Here is an 18,772-nt window from a genome sequence, read left to right on the forward strand (position 1 = left end):
TCCGTAGGTGAAACAATGTACATCAGCATTGTGAATCCGAAGTGCCCGACCCCTACTAGACTACTAGAGGGTGAAGATATAGTCTGGTCATTTGTGAAAGCAAATGTTCGCACGATGGCGAAAGAAATGATGACTCAAACAAAGAATTCTATACTTTCTCAAGCTGCTCAAGCAATGCTAGCGCAAGCAAATCAGCAGCCTCAAGGAGTATTACAATTACTTCGTTAATTTTAAAAAAAGATATCGTACTTTTGTTGCGATATCTTTTTATTATTACTAAAGGAATGAGATGCTATGCAACCTTTTATATCACTTTGTATGATCGTAAAGAATGAAGAAAAGGTTTTGGAAAGATGTTTGGATTCTGTTTTTGGTATAGTTGATGAAATAATAATTGTTGATACAGGTTCAACTGATTGCACTAAAGAAATTGCTTCAAAATATACTGATAAAATTTATGATTTTAATTGGGATGGTAGTTTCTCTAACGCGCGTAACTTTGCTCAAAAGTTTGCTAGAGGAGTTTGGATTTTAGCTCTAGATGCTGATGAATACGTTGATAGAGAAAATTTATGTACTACTATTGATAGCTTAAAAGAGATTATTGACTCAAAGTCAAGAATTGATGCTCTTTCTGTTAAAATAATTAACTTCACTGGATCTTATGGTGAAAATATTATTCAACATCATCATTCTAGAATATATATAAATGATGGAACGGTTAAATATTATAGGGACATTCATGAGCAACTAGAAAAAACTGATGATACTTTAATAAGAGATAAGGATTCCAGTCTTGTTGTTTATCATTCTGGTTATTTAAATTATGTGGTTAAGAATAAAGAAAAGAATAAAAGGAATACCATGTTAATTGAGTCAGAAATGAAGAAGTCTGGAGAATCTGGTTTTGATTATTTTAATATGGGAAATGAGTTGCAGTCTTTGGGGAAGATTGAGGAAGCATTAGATGCATATAAAAAAGCATTCATAAAAAAACCTGATATAGGATATTCTTGGGTCCCTTATACAATAATTCAAATCATTAATTGTTTAATTAGGTTAACTAGATATAATGAGGCACTAGATGTGATTGCTGATGCTCAACAAATGTATTCTAATTCCCCTGATTTTCAATGTTTAAAGAGTAATATTTATATTTCACAGTTTAGATTTGAAGACGCTAAAGATGTATTAATAGAGATTATTAACAATAAGGATAATTACGATAAATGTATTTTGAGTGAAGATTATTTAGAATTAATTCCTCATAAATTTTTAGGAATGATATATGAACGTGAAGAAAACTATGAAAAGGCTATTGAGCAATATTCTCATGCTTTATCATATAATACAACTAACTTAGAAATTATCACACGGATTCTATTCATCTTATCGAAATATAATTGCAACAAAGAACTAAAGAACTTTATTGACAAACAGAAATGGACAGCTAGGCAAGAAATAACTAAGGCAATTATAAAAGTACTACTGAATAATAATAATATTGATTTAGCAAAAAGTTTATGTGAGTTTATTAATACCAAAAAAGATATTGTAGGAATAAATATGAAATCCGAATTGGTTAATGGTAATTTCAATGATGCTTATAATAGAATAAAAAATAGATCTATACATGATTTGAACGATTTATTAAGTCAAAATTGGATTGATTTTTTTGATTTACTTATCCTTGCTTTAAACTGTAAGGAAACCAATTTGTTGAAGTTATTTGGTAATTTGATTACAAATAGTGACGAAAAATTATTTGTATCATTTTTACTAGAAGGGTCAATTGATACAAAGATGAATAATCCAGTTTATCTAGTTTCTCTTATGGAAAAAGCAGTACTCCTTCAACAGTTCGAACTATTCGAATCGCTTATACCGCTAAAGAAGTTCTATGATGAATCTATTAATCTGTTAATTGGCCATATGTTATATAAGCTTCATTTTGAAGAGATTGCAATCTCTTTTTATCAAGAAATAGATAGTTTAGAAAAACTTGATGATGAAGCTATGGTGAATACTATTAAGGAGTTTATAAAGAGAGAAGAAATTAATGATGCTATTGAGTTCTCATTACTAGCTATAAACCAAAATAGAAATGATTTTCGTATTTTTAAATATGGGATTGAATTAACTGAAAAGGTAAAAATGTATGAATTAAGAGATGAGTTTTTAAAACTAGCCTTACAAATTTATCCTGATAGCAAGTGGCTACAAGGTTTTAACGTTAAATGTAAAAAAATAGATTTTGCAAAAAAAACTAGAGTTAAGGAATATGAATTATCATCAGATAGAATTCTACTTTCAATTATCATTCCGGCTTATAATGCAGGAAAATACATTAGGGAAACAATTGAGTCTGCGTTAACACAGACTATAGATAAAAAAGAAGTTATTATCGTAAATGATGGGTCTTCAGATAATACATTAGCAATTATAAATAAATTTTCACATTTAGAAAATGTAAAGGTTTTTGATAATGTAATTAATAGAGGGGCTAACTATACCTATAATTATGGTTTGTTACAAGCAAAAGGTGAATATGTAACTTTTCTTGATGCAGATGATGTATACCTTCCTGAATATTGCGAAAAGGTAATTAATGAAATTGAAATGGATCAAGCAGATTTGGGCTTTGCAAATTTATTTGTTATAGATGGTACAAGTAAATTAACAACCACACTTTACGGTCAACCACGAGATCCAAGATTTAACCATTTCTTTGAAGGGCCCAATCATCAGTTCCCAGATGGTGAAATGTTACGAAAACTTATTTTAAAGGGTGCTCATGTGAGTCCAAGATCGGTTTATAAACGAGAATTATTCCATCTTTTTGGTCTTGAAGATTATCGTTTGAGAATTGCACACGATTGGTTGAGACATATTAGATTTATCCTGAATGGAGCAAAATGTGTTTTTGTAGAAGAGCCACTTGGTTACTACAGAATACATCCTGAAGGAAATTCGCAGAAGAATCCACAGGAAAATAATGTGGAAAATTTAAAGGTAATGGAGATCGTTGAGAAAGAACTTTTTCATGTTTTAAGTGAAGAAGAGCGTTTTATTATGACTATGATTAAAAAAAATATACGGGTATCACTTTTCAGTAGTTTAGCAGACTCTAACTTACCAACATCGGAAATAATCAAATATCTAGTAAATAGGAAATTTGATATTTAGATTTTAATAAAGGATTTGATAAGCAGATGGACTACAATGAATTATTAAACATAATTTATAAAGCTAATCATCTATTTCATGAAAATGATGCTAGAAATATAGAACGTGAATTACAAAGAAAAGCATTAAAAGAAACAGCAAGTTTTGTTGAAGAGAGAATGAATAATGTGAGATCTTTTGCTACTAAAGAAGAGCTATTAGAATATGCAATTGATTTGGTGGTCCTAAAAGGCTTATTTATTGAATTTGGGGTGTATAAAGGTGAAACGATTAATTTTATTTCATCTAAAGTAGAAGAGACCGTTTATGGATTTGACTCATTTGAGGGTTTACCAGAAGATTGGAGAGATGGTTTTCCTAAAGGAGTATTTCAGTTGGGAACACTTCCAAGTGTAAATTATAACGTTGAATTAATTAATGGATGGTTTGAGGAATCTTTACCAAAGTTTACTGAAAATCATAAAAACAATTGTGCATTTATCCACATTGATTGTGATTTGTATACATCAACTAAAACAATATTTAAATTTCTAAAAGGCAAAATACAATCTGGGACAGTAATTGTATTTGATGAGTACTTTAATTATCCAAATTGGAAAAATGGAGAATATAAGGCTTTTGAAGAGTTTATTGCTGAGAGCAAAAGTAAATTTGAATATATAGGGTATAATCGTTACCATGAGCAAGTAGGAGTAAGAATACTATAAATTGAAATTAAAATTATAGGAGCATTATAATGTATGACTATTTAATAGTTGGCGCTGGTTTATTTGGTGCTGTGTTTGCTTATGAGGCTACACAAAGAGGAAAGACTTGTTTAGTAATTGATAAAAGGGATCATATTGGTGGTAATTTATATACTGAGAAAATAGAAGATATTAATGTTCATAAGTATGGAGCTCATATTTTTCATACTAATAATAAAAAGGTTTGGGATTATATCAATCAATTTGGCGAGTTTAACAGATATACTAATGCACCTATAGCAAATTTTAATGGAGAAATATACAATCTACCATTTAATATGAATACTTTTAATAAATTATGGGGTGTTTCAACACCAAATGAAGCAAGGAAGGTTATTGAAGAACAAAGAAAAAGGGCTGGGGTTATTACTCCTAAAAATCTTGAAGAACAAGCAATTTCTTTAGTTGGAACAGATATTTATAAAAAGTTAATTAAAGGTTATACAGAAAAGCAATGGGGAAGGCCTGCTAAAGAATTACCTGCAGCTATTATCAGAAGAATTCCAGTACGCTTTACTTATGATAATAATTATTTTAATGACAAATATCAAGGAATACCAATTGGTGGATACACCGCAATTATTGAAAAGATGCTTATGAATAGTGAAAAGAGATTAAGTGTTGATTTCTTTCAAAATAGATATGAACTCTCAAAACTCGCTCATAAAATTGTTTTTACTGGGATGATTGATCAATATTACGAATTTAATTATGGAGTGCTTGAATATAGAAGTCTTAAATTTGAAACAAAGGTTTTACATGAAATCAACAATTACCAAGGAAATGCAGTAGTTAATTATACTGATAACGTAACCCCTTATACTCGAATAATAGAGCATAAACATTTTGAATTTGGCACCCAAGAAAAGACAATTATTACAAAAGAATATCCTCTAGATTGGGAATCTGGTAAAGAGCCATATTATCCAATTAATGATGAAAAAAATAATAATTTATATATAAAATATGAAGAGCTAGCAAAACAAGAGAAGAATGTGATTTTTGGGGGGAGATTAGGATTATATAAATATTTTGATATGCATCAAGTGATTGTTTCTGCGCTAGAGTCTGTTAAAAAAGAATTTAGTTAGTAATAAAAGAGCAAAAAGGTAGAAAGGGTTAAAAAAATAGAAAATGACATGGTTGATGATTAAAACGTCATAGAAAGCTTTCTAGCATGCATCATCTATTGGGGCTCTGCTGTTAAAAACTATAGTATTATACTTTAGTTTATTCGGGGGTGATCATCAAGATTGAGATGACATGGACCTCGTAAAACTTTTACTGTGTTAACAAGGTAGAAGTTCAAGGTGTTTGAAAAAAGAATTTTATTAGCACAAATCTAGATTTGATTCTCATTATGGGGGATAGTATACTCGCTATCCTCCCAAACTGTCCTAAGTAGGTAAATAGTTGTTCCATTATTATCATTGTTGTTGTAATGAATTGAAATGAATCTCCTCTTCATAAATATACACATGGATAAAGTAGAACCAATTTAATGAAATGACATATGAACCTCATTGCGCTATTGACTCGAAATTTGCTCCTAAACTTTAAATTAGACTCTCAAAATTGGATTATTCTATATGATAAACCGCAAATTCACTTTCAATTGTTATAACACACCTGCTCAAGGAATGTTATAAACTGGTCGGTCTGAGATTGCACTTGGTAGCACTCGGTGTAGCCCTTTTCAGTTCTACTATCCATTACTTTCTTATAAAAGGGACGTGCTAGTGGAAGAGTAGAGGTTAATTTTTCAAAACAGAAAAAACACCATTCACTATCATTTTTAGAATGAATAAATTGAAATCGAGGTTTTCTTCCTCTTTGTTTTGTAATGCAGCCATCCCCTAACAACTTTCCGGTAATCATATGTTTAATTTCTTCAGGTATAGAACTTAAAGAAAACATAATATCACCTACATAGAATGTTTGTTCTATTATAACATTTCATACTACTTACGAATAATATTTTGACGAGAATATGAAAAAATTTGTTTTATTACTAATAAATCCCATAGAATTTGCTAAATTTTTCCTAGATATTACCGATACCAAAATATAGGTAAAAAGTCTTTTTATTGAAGGTGATATCTTGATCATTAATCATAATTTAGCAGCATTAAATACAATAAATAAATTAACAAAAAACAACAAAAGCAATACAAATGCAATCGAAAAGTTAGCATCTGGCTTACGTATAAATAAAGCTGCTGATGACGCAGCAGGTTTGGCTATTTCGGAAAAAATGAGAGCACAAATCCGAGGAACTGAACAAGCGAATAAAAACATTCAGGATGGCATATCTCTTATTCAGAGTGCAGACGCAGCTCTTGGACAAATTCAAAATCCCAATTTACAAAGAATAAGGGAATTAGCAATACAAGCAGCTAATGATACACTTACCGCAGAAGATAGGGGAGCAATACAAACAGAAATTGACCAAATAAAATTAGGAATAGATGATATTGCAAATAATACTGAATTTAATAGTATTAAAATCCTTAGACCACCAATTATTGAAACTCCACCAGTTACTGTTCCAGGTAAATCAGATATTATTTTTATTATTGATAATACGGGGAGCATGGGATCACCAATCGCAAATGTAAAAAATAACATTGAAAGCTTTGTTAATAAAATGAAAGATGAGGGAGTAGATGTTAGGTTAGGTTTAGTTACATATGGCGATATATCACCATCTGAAAATGGTGAGTGGGTTGAGAAAAAAGACTTTGTTACGGACGTAGAAGTTTTCAAAACATATATTGGAAGTGTTCCAGCAATTGGCGGAGGCGATACGGAGGAATCTGGACTAGAAGGTATTGCTGACCCAACCAATGGTGCATTAAGCTTTTCCTTCCGGGAGGATGCGACTAAACAATTTATTTTAGTTACAGATGCACCTGTCCATGACAACGCAACTGATGGTGACGGTGGGGATGGGCAATCGAGCTATGATATAGATGACGTTGCCAATTTGTTAAAAACAAATAATATTAAATTACATGTAGTTTCATCAACTGCTTCAGGGATTGCCACGCAATTAGATCGGCTAACCACCCCAACCGGTGGTACATATATGGATATTTATGGTGACTTTTCGTCTCAATTAAGCTCGCTAGCTTCTAGTATTATTGTTGATTCTGGCAATAAAGAAGAATTGGAAAATATGCCACCAATCACTCTACAAGTTGGAGCAAATTCTGGTGACTCTTTTTTGATTGAGTTATTTGATGCTCGTACAGATAAATTAAAAATAGCTACACTATCTATTAATCCAGCTGATAAAGCTCAAGAAGCAATCACATTAATAGATGAAGCAATCAAGATGATTTCTTCTCAACGAGGTAAATTGGGAGCCTATCAAAATGCATTAGAGCACATCCAGAATAATATTTCAAATTATGGTATTAATATAACCGCAGCAGAATCAGGTATTCGTGATTCAGACATGGCAAAAGAAGTAATGGCGCAAGCCAAAAATTCAATTCTATCTCAGTCTGCTCAAGCAATGCTGATACAAGCAAATCAGCAACCTCAAGCCGTTTTACAGCTTCTTCGATAAATAATTTTTTACGTTCCAATTCTCATAGTAAAATATAAGGATGTGCTTATATGGATATTGCAAAAATGTCGATTGCACTAAGCCAAGGACAAGTACAACAACAAGCTTCCATGTCTGTTATGAAAATGGCAATGGGGAATGTTGAACAGCAAGGAGACGCACTTCAAAAGTTATTAGGCGTTAGTAATGTTTCAAACATTCAACGGATTGACCAACCGAATCTAGGTACAAATATTGATGTATTAATCTGAACGGTGCTTGAATGTAATTTTCGTTGATTGTATTTAGTGCTTCAGGTTATTATTTGCAGGGTATGCTTGAAATAATTTATCTCATAAATTGTTCATTATATATCATAAACTTTCCCCCACCCCAACCGATAATTTTAAATAGAGTGATTGTGCATAGGAGGTGGAGATGAGCGATGTCAGATAGGTTGTCTATTTCTGGTACGAATAATAATCATGTGGCAGGAATGCCTGGTAATGTCCCAAGTGGATATCAGGCGAAGCCGGTTGATAAGGTCGAACGAATCGTTAAGACTAAGGAAATGTCCAAAGATAAAGAGGAATCGAGCCAGCAGAATTCAAAGGAACAAACCGAAAAAGTGATTAATGGCTTAAATGAATTTTTGAAGGCCTCAAATTCCCATTTGAAGTTCGAATTTCATGATGGGGCAAAGGAATATTATGTTTCAATCGTTGATGACCAGACCAATGAAGTCATTAAAGAAATTCCTTCGAAAAAACTATTAGACATGTACGCTGCCATGACCGATTATCTCGGATTACTCGTGGACCGGAAGGCATAATGTAATAATTTTTACAAATTGATAACGGAGCGGAAGGCACGAAGACTCCTGCGGGAGCAAAGGGCATAGGGAGACACCGCAGGAGCGAAGCGACGAGGAGGCTTCCTGCACCGCCCGCGGAAAGCGAAGTGCCTGGAGCGGAGATTAACATTATATTAAATTAAACAAGGCCAAGGCGGTCTTGTTTTTTTGTCTAAATTTTTAAATATCCCACCATTATTTTACATAACAAAGTTTTATCGATATAATAAATTTATCCCACATCAACGGGCAGTAAATCCCCCACTTCAAGGATTATATTAAATATAGAAAATTATGGCAGATAAACTGCCCGTAAATGTCCGATTAAGTTCAGCTAACCATAAGTGGGTATAATGCCACCCACTGATGGAAGTTTCACTATATAATTGTTTGATTTTACCCAATCTATAAAAATATTTATTTTTGCACCCAAAGAATTCTTCAAACTCACAAAACACTATAACCCTCCACCAGAAAAACACACATCCCACCACACCAGAACTTGAACCTTATCCAAACCGTTTTCAATGAAGCAAACTGAATAAAAGGAGGTCTAGCAAATGAGCGAAGCAATGGATCCCGAATTATTGGAAGTGGAAGGTGATACGCTGAAGAACAGGTTTCTCATTTTTGTGCTTGGGAATGAAACGTACGGAATTGAAATTGAGTATGTCACGGAAATTATTGGCTTACAGCCGGTGACTGAGGTACCTGAGTTACCCGAGTATATTCGGGGAATTATTAATTTGCGTGGAAAAATTATTCCTGTTATGGATGTAAGACTCCGTTTTAGGAAGCCATTTAAAGAATACAATGATCGGACCTGCGTGGTGGTAATCGAAAATGAGGATATCACGATTGGACTCATTGTTGATAGTGTTTCAGAGGTCCTATCGATACCAGAAACGGAAGTGGTGCCTCCACCAGACGTGAACAAAACAGGCTATAAATACATAAAGGGAATCGGAAAGACCGGCAATGATGTGAAGCTATTGCTCGACTGTAATAAACTCCTCAACGAAGATGATGCAGAAAATCTGTTAAAGGTCTAGTAGGGAGGCAAGGGGAATGGAAAGCTCTATTAATATGAAGCTAAGCGGTAAGATATTTGCTGGATTTTTCATTATGATTTTTGTCGCTGGAATTGTCGGCTATTATGGTGGATTGGACACCCCGTTATTATTAACTTTAATTGGCGTACTTTTAATAGTAGGAATTGTCTTAAGTAGTGTGATTAGCAGTTCAATTCGCAATCCGTTTCGTAGGGTGGTCCATGCGGCAGAAAAGATTACTAAAGGCGATGTGAATGTAAATTTTGAAGATATTAACGATGCTGAATTGAGTCCATTGATATTGTCGCTTGATAAGATTGCTGGCAATATCAGAACTCAGTCGGAAGTCGCTGATAAAATTGCAAAAGGTGATTTCGATGTTGAGGTTAAGGTCCAATCTGAACATGATCTGCTTTCAAAAAGCGTGAAGACTGTTATGGAAACGATGCGTTCGTTTATTCAGGAAACAGAGCATATGGCTAAGGCATATCGTGAGGGTGAAATTGATGAACTTATACCAACAGAAAAATTTCAGGGGTCGTATAAAACGCTATCAATAGGCATAAATAATTTATCAATTGATATTAAAACGGAAATGCAAATATTAATGAAGGTAATTGAAGCGTTTTCTAAAGGGGACTTCGATAAAGAACTTCAGCAATTTCCAGGAAAGAAAGCCTTTGTTAATGACGCAGTCGAAGGTCTAAGAGCAAATGTGAAAAATTTGCTAGAAGAAATGACTACAATGTCAGCTCAGCATGACGCCGGGGATATCGATGTGTTTGTCCCAGAAGATAAATTCCAAGGTGCTTATAAGGAAGTGGCCAATGGTGTAAACAGTATGGTTAAGAACCATATTATTGTGAAAAAGAAGGCAATGGCCTGTGTCGCAGAATTTGCCCAAGGTAACTTTGATGCGGAGCTTGAGAAGTTTCCAGGCAAAAAAGCATTTATAAATGACAATCTTGAAGCGTTACGAAAAAATCTTAAAGATGTCAGCTCAGAAATTAATATTTTAATAGAAGCTTCTAAAGAAGGGAAATTAACCGAAAGAGGAAATGTAAGCAAATTCCATGGTGACTGGGCTGCAGTTATCAAAGGCCTAAACGGATTAATTGATGCGATAATTGAACCAGTCCAAGAAGCAGCCGCTGTACTCGATGAAATGTCAAAAGGTAATTTAAAGGTAAGCGTTAAAGGTAATTATAAAGGCGACCATGCAAAAATCAAGCATGCTTTGAACGACAGTATCGAAACTCTATCATCTTATGTGACAGAAATTTCGAGTGTATTAACAGAAATGACGAATGGAAATCTTGTTGTTGGCATTACAAGAGAATACCGTGGTGATTTTGGCGAAATCAAATCATCAATTAATAACATCATTCAATCGCTAAATAACATTATGCAGGAAATTAATAAAGCTGCCCAACAGGTAGCCGCGGGCTCAAGACAGGTATCAGATTCTAGCTTGGCCTTGTCTGAAGGAGCAACTGAACAAGCTGCTTCGATTGAGGAATTAACTGTATCACTTGAAGAAATTTCTTCGCAAACGAAGCAAAATGCTGCTAATGCCGATCAAGCAAATCTACTTGCCGAAAAAGCAAAGCTGAATGCGGAGCACGGGAATGAGCAAATGAACGAAATGCTGAAATCAATGGCCGAAATTAATAATGCCTCTACTAATATTTCAAAAATCATTAAAGTAATTGATGACATAGCCTTCCAAACGAATATTCTGGCGTTGAACGCAGCCGTTGAAGCTGCCCGGGCCGGTCTACATGGTAAAGGCTTTGCTGTAGTGGCAGAAGAGGTTCGGAATTTAGCTGCACGCTCAGCAAACGCAGCAAAGGAAACAACCGATTTAATCGAAGGTTCGATAAACAAGGTTCAAGATGGAACCAATATCGCGAATCAAACAGCGGAAGCGTTGAAGAAGATTGTGGATGGGGTGGCCCAGGTAACCAATCTAGTCGGGGATATTGCAGCCGCATCAAATGAGCAAGCAATGGGCATTTCTCAAGTAAATCAAGGTATCTTACAAGTATCTCAAGTCGTTCAAACCAACTCTTCAACCTCTGAAGAAGGAGCAGCGGCCAGCGAAGAACTAGCATCACAAGCAGAAATGCTCAAAAACCAAGTCACAAAATTCAAGCTAAGAAATCATCAAACCTTCCAAAATTCAAATTATCATCAAGACCAAAACCATTACAATCAAGAATCTACAAACACATATTCAGAAACCGAGGGCGCTAATCCCAAAAGAATCGTATTGAGTGATAATGAATTTGGGAAGTATACGCATTAGATTTGTACAAGTATAAATGAAAAGCACTGGTGCAGTTCAACAAGTGACCAGTGCTTTTCCAATTCAATTATTTATTAAAAGTTCGTCCCTTTGGAACTAATTTGATTTCCTTCAATTTTACATAGCCATAATATTGAGAATCTGGAATATAGGTTAATTTTTCAGGATAGTCGACCTTAACATTACCGATCAATGCACCTTTTATTGTCATTGGCTGGTTGTTAGTTGTAATGATAATATCTTTATCTGAATAAAATAGTCCCTTGTACTCGCTACAGGAATTATTGTTAATTAAACTGATATTTCCTTTTGCTAAGAGACTAAATTTATTTTTATTAGTAAGCTCTTTATTAATACAAGCTTTTTTAATTTCTGCATTGTTTTGAACATAAATTTTATCATTAGTGATGCTGTCCCCGAATTGAAGGTCTGTATAGTTAATATATAAATCCTTCATCACCATCATATCTCCGTTAAGTATTAATTTACTTTTCAAATCTTCCCCTTGAAAACCACCTATGATAAGCGATTTATGAACATGCAACCCTTCTTGAAATGTGAAAGTTCTTGAATCAGCAAAATCCTTTCCAAAAAGAAACCCTTTCTTATCTTGTTTAATTATTACATTCCCAATGACTGCTAATTTTTTAAAGTTGATGTTTCGATAATCATTAAATTCGATCCCAAGTAGTCCTAAGGCTGTGTATCCTCCGTCGATTACAACATTTGTGTCGTATTCATCCTTGAAACTAAGAACATTAACAGTTAACAAAGTAGCTTTTTTTCCTTTTAAAAGGTCTACACCTAATATTTCTCCCTGTCTCGTTGCGATAACTTCTTTTTCTTCCATCGTTTTAAACGGTTGAGTACTTAAAAGATTTGCACCAATCAAGTCAAAGAGAACACTAGCACCAATTGCTCGGTCAGCTGGTACATTGTAATAAGATTTATCACTACCTGTAGGGTCGATTAAGTCTAAGCCTAATAATGATAATAAATCTAAACCAACTGCATCCTTTTTTGTAAAATCAATTGCTAAACCGTCATAATTTGGTGTTGGGAAAGGAGGATGTTCAATTTCCGCAATCTGACTGATTTTATAAGTTCCAACTAGAGTTTCAGTAGATAACGAATCTCTGCCTGTACTTGTAACTTTAATGGTGTCAACACCCTCTAGCGCTACTTTAACCTTAATTTCTTTTTGATTTGAATCACTCCAAGGATCACCAACAGTAAGTCCTTCACTTGTCGGATATTTTGATAGGAAATTTGTTTGTAAATGCTCTTTAAAATTATGAAAACTAATAGAATTAAAATCTGTTTCATTGTCAATAAATCTTTTAAAGTCCTTCTCAACATATGTCAATCCACTTTCGGCCAAATAACGCGCCTGCATATTTGATTCCGTCTTATATGTCCGCTTATTTTCCCCAATTACATTCCCCATCAATGCCAATCCTAATACTGAAAACACTATTATGACCAACAAAACTTGAATTAACGAGGAACCTTTTTCATTGCGTATCATGAGCAACACCTCATTTCGTTATTATTACTAACTGGGTGTCTGTCATCAATTGCATTATTCTAGTAGTTAAGTAGATAAAGCTGTTGTTATTAGCTTTATTAATTGCTTTTATCCATTGTCCGTCCTAAGTTTGTTAGTTCTGTTTTGTTTAGATAAACATGATATAAGAATGGGTAATTAGGATTAACGTTATATTTAAAGAGAGTTCCTTTATGTTTATATTCGTCAAGTGGTACTCCATCAATCTTCACGTCGCCGAGTAAAGCCCCGTTAATCGTAATCGGCTTTCCATTTGTTTTAATATTAATTCCTTTTCTTGCATAAAAGAGTCCTTCGTACGTACTGCAAGATGGGTTGTTTTCAATCGTGATCGTGCCCTTTGAGAATATCCGCATTCCATATTTCGTTTTATCTTTAGGATTAATACAAGCTGATTGTTTAATCATCGCATTATTATGAATATAAAAATCGGAATTACGCTCATCATTCGATAGTACTGCCTGATTTTTATCTGTGTCCCCAAATTGTAAATTGACATCGGAAATGTGGAGGTCTTTCATTGCGACCATATCGCCGCGCAGCATAAGGTTGTTACCGGTTTTGCTATATTTTCCGCCGATAATAAGGGACTTATTTACAAACAAACCTTCATCAAAGGTGAATCTTCTGCGAACACCGTATGGATTCAAATTCTCCCAATTCCATGGGAAGATTAAATCAGTTAGCTTTATATTAGAAATACTTCTATCAATATCCTGGACAGCGCCATATCTGTCCTGTTGAATAACAACGTTTCCCATCACTGCTAATTTTTTAAACTCAATATCAAAGTAACTATTAATTAACGGAATCCCCAAAGCCTGGAAGAAGTTATTATAGCCGTCAATCTTTACGTTGAGATTGTTCTCTGTTTTGAGATCGAGGACATTTGCGTTTAGCAGAGTCCCTTTTTCATCCTTTAATACTTCTAAATTGGCAATTTCGCCTTCGCCGGTAGCAATAACTCGATGTTTTTCCATTGTTTCAAAAGTATTTCGTGTTTCTTTATTGCTAAGGTCTGGAATTTCTAAGTTTAAAACTGGACCAAGAGCATTTACCCCAACAACATTATCGCTTGGAACACGATAAAATTTATCCTCATTTCCAGGTAGATTGATGACATCAGCATTAATGACATCGCCAAGATTTAGGAGCAGTCCAGCTTCCAATAAATCTTGTTGTAGTAATTCAGCTGTAACTGTTAGCTGTAAATGGTCTAGACCAAGTAGACCGAGTACAGCATTTAATACATCAAAGAGGGGTTTGGTAACTCCTAGCAATTTGGTAGTATTCAAATCAACCCCGACTGCTTTAACTTCCGAAAAATCAATCGCTTTGCCATCTTCTTCAAAATCGGCAATTTCAGCAGTGTACTTATCGATACTGATTTCTGGCTTATAATAGCCAATTAATTTCGAATGGCTTTTTATATTATTGTTTGAATCACGGATGATTCCGTTACTCGTAACTTGGATCCTTAAATCGTTTGGGTCTGATGTAATAACCTCAGTATCTGACATACAAACTCCATTTGGTCCTACAATACATGCAGATACTGTAATTTGCTCGTTCTTGCTATCAGCAGTTGTAGGTTTAACGTTCATACCATTCTTATAATTAGCGAGGAAGTTTAGTGATAAGTACTCATTAAACTTATAAAAGTTGATAGGTTCATGATTACGACTTTCTTCATCTATAAAATTCTTATAATCCTGCTCAAAATAAGTCAGTCCACTTTCTGCTAAGTAACGTGCCTGCATATTCGATTCAGTCGCATGTGTTCGCTTGTTTTCACCTAATACACTTCCCATTAACGCTAATCCGAGAACTGTAAACACCAGTATGACTAACAAAACCTGAATAAGGGATGACCCCTTTTCGTTAAGCTTCACGAAACACACCTCTTTTTTATTCCACATGAACAAATGAAACCTCACTATTCAATACTAGTGGTTTTCGGTACTTAGATTGTTCGTTTTCAAGCACCATTTCAATTTTGACGGTATCCTTAATATGATCAATTGAAATTTCTGTTTTATCTGATTCATAGTCAATGAAGTTAATATAATCATTACTGATTGGTTGAAGAGGTATCCCTTTAAATTTATTATTAGTGCAATCTAGCCCAGATCCGGTAAAGCTTCCGTAATCAGTAGCGATTACAGCTTTATTACATGCAAATCCAACTATAGTCTTTTTATCTTCAAAACTAGTTACTTCAATAAGATAGCTCGAGGTAGAATCCGAGACCAATTTAACATCTTTCGCCACGAAAATATAATTGACCATTTGAGACATCACATAGTTAGCTTCATCATGCAGGGCAATTTCCTCATTAACCCGTTTAAAATTATTCATACTATTGATCAAATATCCAATTACTAAACTAGTCAGCATCGTAAAAACCATTAAGGTTACCAACAGTTCGATAAACGTTAATCCGCTTTGAGACTTAAGTATCCTTCTGCTCATAGTTCAACAAATCCTTCCACTGAACTTAGAGGCTTATCATCTTCCTCGCCATCCCCATCGTAAACATTTACGGTGGCCCAATATATGTCTAAGCCGGTTTTATCTTTTTCACCGATAATGATTTCTACTTTATAGTTGACTCCGTTAATTAAAAAACTATTATATAGTTCATTGCAGTCAACACCGTTTGGTTTTTTATTACACTCTTGGAGATTGTAGGTTTTTTGAGTATCAATTTCTTTGTGTACTCCATGTTTAACCCGCTCCAACACCCCCTGGGCTACATTTAGTGCTACAAGTTTTTCCTTACTGGTTGTTGTGGTCTTTTGTGAGAAAACGAACATTTGGAAAAAGATTGTTGCCAAAATCGCCAGAATCGTAATTGAAGCGAGTACCTCAACTAATGTAAATCCTCGTTCATTTCGCATTTTTTATCACTCTTAGTTATTTGACTTGGAAAACGTAAAAAAAAGCAGAATACTTGATTACTGCTGTCGACTTGTGTAGTAATTTGGTGAAAAACAGTGACCTGTATCACACTTCCTATATCTGTATAATAACACTTAATTAACGAAATAGTACATATATTAGAAAAATTTTTTAAAAATTAATTCCTTTTCCAAAATAAGGTTTTTGAATGAAAAAAACTTGTGAAATAATTAAAAAACCCATTGACCTTAACGTTGCGTAAAGGTGTAAATTTATTGATGTAAGGGAGGTAATCGCATGGAGTACACAATTCAAAAGCTGGCCAGTCTGGCTGGGGTTAGCACGAGAACCTTGAGGTATTACGATGAAATCGGGATTCTTAAGCCGGCAAGGATCAATTCATCAGGATACCGGATTTACGGTCAAAACGAGGTAAACCTCCTCCAACAGATTTTATTTTACCGAGAGCTTGGAGTAGGGTTGGAGAACATTAAGGAAATAGTGACCTCACCTACGTTTGACGGTGCTAAAGCCTTAAGAGAACATCGCGAAAAGCTCCTTGAAAAAAGACAGCAATTGGATGTGTTAATTGCTAATGTCGAACAAACGATTGCAGTAACAGAAGGGAGAATAACCATGAGTGATAAACAGAAATTCGAAGGTTTTAAGAAGAAGATGATAGATGAAAACGAACAAAAATACGGTAAAGAGATCCGCGAGAAATATGGTGAGGAAACCGTTAAGAAATCGAACGAAAAGTTCATGAATATGTCTAAGGAAGAACACGACGAAGCAACTGCGACGCAAGAAGAGTTATTTGAAACGCTGAAAGAGGGGTTTGCGACTGGTGATCCTGCTGGAGAATTAGCACAAAAAGCTGCAGCGCTTCACAAAAAATGGCTGATGCATTATTGGCCTGATTACAACAAGGAAGCCCACGCAGGACTTGCGCAAATGTATGTAGATGACGAACGCTTCACTGCCTACTATGATAAAATTCAACCGGGTATTACCGTATTCCTAAGAGACGCGATTCACATTTTCACAGGAATGACGCAAGAGTAATATTGATATAACAACTAGTATTATACAGATAACAAATAAATACTAATTTTGAAGAGAATACCAGATATTATGGGAGGGCACGAAACGTTATGAGGCGTTTAAGTGCCCTTTTTAAATTATTACCGCAAAAAGAGGTCACTTAGAGGATGTAAGTGTCCTCATTTTCTTGCTTCTAAGAAATTAGGTAACTTAAAGGCTGTATAAGAGCCCTCATTTTATTGCTTCCACAAAATTAGGTCACTTAAAGGGTGTATAAGTGTCCTCATTTTATTACTTCCGCAAAATTAGGTCACTTAGAGAATGTAAGTGCCCTCATTTTCTAGCATCTAAAAAATTAGGTCACTTACAGGGTGTATGTACCCTCATTTTCTTGCATCTAAAAAATTAGGTAACTTAAAGGCGGTATAAGAGCTCTCTTTTTATTGCTTCCGCAAAATTAGGTAACTTAAAGGCTGTATAAGTGTCCTCATTTAATCCACTTCATCAAAAATAGGCCACTTATAAGGTGTTTAACTACCCGCATTTTTATTTTTCAAAAAAATAAAGGCACTTAAAAGCAAACGAGTTCCCGCGTCCTACCACAAATCCAAATGACAGATTTTTCAGTCATCAAACAAAATGGTATACTAGACCCATAAAACGTACATAAGGATGGATTTTATGGTAGAAAAATTAACAGTGTCCCTCGTTCAAATGAAGGTGACCAATAATGTTGAGGAAAATGTCGCTACAGCAATTGGATTAATTAGACAAGCTGCTAACAGTAATTCGGATGTTGTCATTCTTCCTGAAAATTTCCACATGATGGGCCGCCGCGTCGAATTCAATGAAAGTGCGGAAGCGCTCGATGGTCCAACGTTAACCACATTAAGAAAACTCGCAAAAGAGCTTGGTTTATACATAGTCGCTGGCACGATGTATCTTCGCATGCCTGGTGAAGAGAAGCTCCGAAATACTTGCTGTGTCATCAACCCAGATGGTGAAATACAAGATACATATACGAAAATTCACAGTTTCAACGCGCAAATCGGTGATCGAAATATTGATAGTAGTAAAGTGGAGGAAGCGGGGAGCGATATCGTTGTTACCTCGATTAAGGGAGTGCCGGTGGGATTAAGTGTTTGCTTTGATATTCGATTCCCGGAAATGTTCCGCATTCTCGCGTTGAAAGGTGCAAAGGTTATTTTGACTCCGGCAATTTTCATGCTTCATACGGGTAAGGACCATTGGGAAGTGCTTTTAAAAGCCCGAGCAATTGAAAATCAAGTTTATATGGTTGCCCCGGCAAGCTACGGAAAAGTCCCGCCGCACAACGAATGGAGCTATGGAAGAAGTATGGTTGTTGATCCATGGGGTGTCGTCATTGCTCAAGCTTCCGACCAAACTTGCGTCATTACAACTGAACTGGATTTGAATTGGCTCGATAATGTTCGCAAAAGGGTACCAACTTTAACTCAACGCCGTCCTGACGCATATGTCTGGCCAGAAAATTAACTAACACTTATCCTAAAACATCACTCCGATCGGGGTGGTGTTTTTTG

Annotated in this window: 15 protein-coding genes and 1 pseudogene; 11 read left to right on the forward strand and 5 right to left on the reverse strand. The window is 34.8% G+C overall.

Annotated features, from left to right (window positions below):
* Window positions 1-114: 114 nt before the first annotated feature.
* The 4 genes and pseudogenes from FXW34_RS23645 to glf form a co-directional block, all read left to right on the forward strand.
* A pseudogene (locus FXW34_RS23645) lies at window positions 115-228 on the forward strand (flagellin); the annotation flags it as partial.
* A 66-nt stretch (window positions 229-294) separates the two neighbouring features.
* Window positions 295-3,186, forward strand: a complete 2,892-nt coding sequence (locus tag FXW34_RS17845) for a glycosyltransferase family 2 protein (RefSeq protein ID WP_147535409.1) — start codon at window positions 295-297, stop codon at window positions 3,184-3,186.
* A 26-nt stretch (window positions 3,187-3,212) separates the two neighbouring features.
* On the forward strand, window positions 3,213-3,893 hold the full coding sequence (locus FXW34_RS17850) for a class I SAM-dependent methyltransferase (RefSeq protein WP_147535410.1): 681 nt from the start codon (window positions 3,213-3,215) through the stop codon (window positions 3,891-3,893).
* A gap of 29 nt (window positions 3,894-3,922) precedes the next feature.
* Entirely contained in the window at window positions 3,923-5,023 is a 1,101-nt protein-coding gene (gene glf / locus FXW34_RS17855) for a UDP-galactopyranose mutase (protein ID WP_147535411.1), read from the forward strand.
* A 520-nt stretch (window positions 5,024-5,543) separates the two neighbouring features.
* On the opposite strand, the gene FXW34_RS23735 is transcribed toward glf, so the two are convergent.
* Complete coding sequence (locus FXW34_RS23735) at window positions 5,544-5,849, reverse strand: hypothetical protein (protein WP_147535412.1); 306 nt, start codon at window positions 5,847-5,849, stop codon at window positions 5,544-5,546.
* A 184-nt stretch (window positions 5,850-6,033) separates the two neighbouring features.
* Between FXW34_RS23735 and FXW34_RS23605 the strand changes: the two genes are divergently transcribed.
* From FXW34_RS23605 to FXW34_RS17885, 5 genes are all read left to right on the forward strand, one after another.
* Complete coding sequence (locus tag FXW34_RS23605) at window positions 6,034-7,506, forward strand: flagellin (protein WP_147535413.1); 1,473 nt, start codon at window positions 6,034-6,036, stop codon at window positions 7,504-7,506.
* Between the two features lie 50 nt (window positions 7,507-7,556).
* Entirely contained in the window at window positions 7,557-7,757 is a 201-nt protein-coding gene (locus tag FXW34_RS17870) for a YjfB family protein (RefSeq protein ID WP_147535414.1), read from the forward strand.
* Window positions 7,758-7,930: 173 nt separating this feature from the next.
* Window positions 7,931-8,317 (forward strand): flagellar protein FlaG, encoded by a 387-nt coding sequence (gene flaG, locus FXW34_RS17875; RefSeq protein ID WP_246141161.1) that lies wholly within the window; start codon window positions 7,931-7,933, stop codon window positions 8,315-8,317.
* Window positions 8,318-8,898: 581 nt separating this feature from the next.
* The gene (locus tag FXW34_RS17880; protein WP_147535415.1) at window positions 8,899-9,390 is read left to right on the forward strand and encodes a chemotaxis protein CheW; all 492 of its coding nucleotides are present in this window, start codon (window positions 8,899-8,901) and stop codon (window positions 9,388-9,390) included.
* A gap of 16 nt (window positions 9,391-9,406) precedes the next feature.
* Entirely contained in the window at window positions 9,407-11,698 is a 2,292-nt protein-coding gene (locus tag FXW34_RS17885) for a methyl-accepting chemotaxis protein (RefSeq protein WP_147535416.1), read from the forward strand.
* Between the two features lie 67 nt (window positions 11,699-11,765).
* Here the strand turns inward: FXW34_RS17885 and FXW34_RS17890 are convergent, their stop codons facing one another.
* From FXW34_RS17890 to FXW34_RS17905, 4 genes are all read right to left on the reverse strand, one after another.
* Window positions 11,766-13,226 carry a hypothetical protein gene (locus tag FXW34_RS17890; protein WP_147535417.1) on the reverse strand — a complete coding sequence of 487 codons (1,461 nt, stop codon included), beginning with the start codon at window positions 13,224-13,226 and terminating at the stop codon, window positions 11,766-11,768.
* A 98-nt stretch (window positions 13,227-13,324) separates the two neighbouring features.
* Window positions 13,325-15,157 carry a PilX N-terminal domain-containing pilus assembly protein gene (locus FXW34_RS17895; protein ID WP_147535418.1) on the reverse strand — a complete coding sequence of 611 codons (1,833 nt, stop codon included), beginning with the start codon at window positions 15,155-15,157 and terminating at the stop codon, window positions 13,325-13,327.
* A 16-nt stretch (window positions 15,158-15,173) separates the two neighbouring features.
* A complete protein-coding gene (locus tag FXW34_RS17900) occupies window positions 15,174-15,737 on the reverse strand; it encodes a PilW family protein (protein ID WP_147535419.1) in 564 nt (187 codons plus the stop codon).
* Entirely contained in the window at window positions 15,734-16,165 is a 432-nt protein-coding gene (locus FXW34_RS17905) for a type IV pilus modification PilV family protein (RefSeq protein WP_147535420.1), read from the reverse strand. The genes FXW34_RS17900 and FXW34_RS17905 overlap by 4 nt, the downstream gene beginning before the upstream one ends.
* A gap of 298 nt (window positions 16,166-16,463) precedes the next feature.
* On the opposite strand from FXW34_RS17905, the gene FXW34_RS17910 reads away from it, so the two are divergent.
* Together FXW34_RS17910 and FXW34_RS17915 are read left to right on the forward strand one after the other, a co-directional pair.
* Entirely contained in the window at window positions 16,464-17,231 is a 768-nt protein-coding gene (locus FXW34_RS17910) for a MerR family transcriptional regulator (RefSeq protein WP_147535421.1), read from the forward strand.
* A gap of 660 nt (window positions 17,232-17,891) precedes the next feature.
* Complete coding sequence (locus FXW34_RS17915; protein ID WP_187119014.1) at window positions 17,892-18,725, forward strand: carbon-nitrogen hydrolase family protein; 834 nt, start codon at window positions 17,892-17,894, stop codon at window positions 18,723-18,725.
* Window positions 18,726-18,772: the final 47 nt, after the last annotated feature.

The organism is Bacillus marasmi, assembly GCF_902168435.1.
GTDB classification, from domain to species: Bacteria; Bacillota; Bacilli; order Bacillales; family Cytobacillaceae; genus Bacillus_BU; species Bacillus_BU marasmi.